General features: G+C 36.3%; 2 protein-coding genes. Both read right to left on the bottom strand.

Features of this window, described 5'->3' with window-relative positions; all coding sequences use genetic code 11:
- On the bottom strand, positions 1–535 hold a 535-nt coding region (locus EKL98_RS17110; RefSeq protein WP_148104477.1), incomplete at its 3' end, for a family 43 glycosylhydrolase.
- A 5-nt stretch (positions 536–540) separates the two neighbouring features.
- On the bottom strand, positions 541–1,083 hold a 543-nt coding region (locus EKL98_RS17105; protein WP_199740761.1), incomplete at its 5' end, for a glycoside hydrolase family 97 C-terminal domain-containing protein.

Below are 1,083 nucleotides of genomic sequence, written 5' to 3'. Positions count from 1 at the left end.
TCATATCCTCATTTAGTTTTACATAATAGCACACTGGGTTACCCCAAAACAAATAAGCCTGACCATCGTCATCTATAAAAACGGTTGGATCTATGTCGGCATTACCATTAGAAATTAAAGGTTTTCCCAACGGATCTATGAATGGTCCATACGGACTATCAGCAACAGCAACGCCTATAGCTCCTTTTCCTTCTCGAGTTGTATTGGGAACGTACATATAAAATTTTCCTTTTCGTTCTATACATTGCGGTGCCCAAGCATTCATTTTCGCCCACTCAAACTCTTTATAGGACAATACTGCTCCATGATCTGTCCAATTGACCATATCTTCTGTGGTGTATAATCGCCAATCGTTCATGGTAAACCAAGTAGAATCATCTTCGTCATGGCTTGTATAAAGAAACACTTTACCATTATAAACCATTGGTGCTGGATCAGCTGTATAATTGGTTTGTACAATAGGATTTTGTGCTTTTCCTACTGTATAATTTAAGATTGTAATAAGTATTACAAGTGTTTTAAAACTCTTTGTCATTTTTTCTAATTCGTTAATACAAATCCTCCATTAGGCTGAATCGTTATTGATAATTCACCGTTTTTAGAAACTTTTACGCTTGTTGTATAAGTTTCTTTGGTATCCTTATCATTGTACATAGTGATAGTTTGCCCTGCAAGCATTGGCAAGTTGAGTTTAAGTTTTTTAGCTACCTTCTCTGCATTTACTCCTGCTACATACCATTTTTGTTCATGTCTGCGGGCAATTACACTATATTTACCAGGATAACCATCGATGAAAACGGTTTCATCCCAAGTTGTTGGAATTTTTTTCAAAAAGTCTAATTCAAAAGCGGGCACATCTGTAAGGTTATTTGGGGTTAACCCAAACATTTGAATAGGATTTTGGAAAAGTACGCTTGTTGCTAATTGAAAGGCATCAGTAGTCAATCGTAGTTGTCCTTTTGCATTTCCTTTATTTAGATATTTATTCAGTAATACTCCACCAAATTCCATACTGCCTACAGCATTTCGAATGAAAGGATGCAATGCCGCAAAATAGGCTTCTTTATCGCGAACATCCTGAGA

This window comes from Flavobacterium bomense (genome assembly GCF_003970355.1).
The sequence above is the reverse complement of the archived record's forward strand: the minus strand, read 5'-3'. Positions and strand labels throughout refer to the sequence as shown.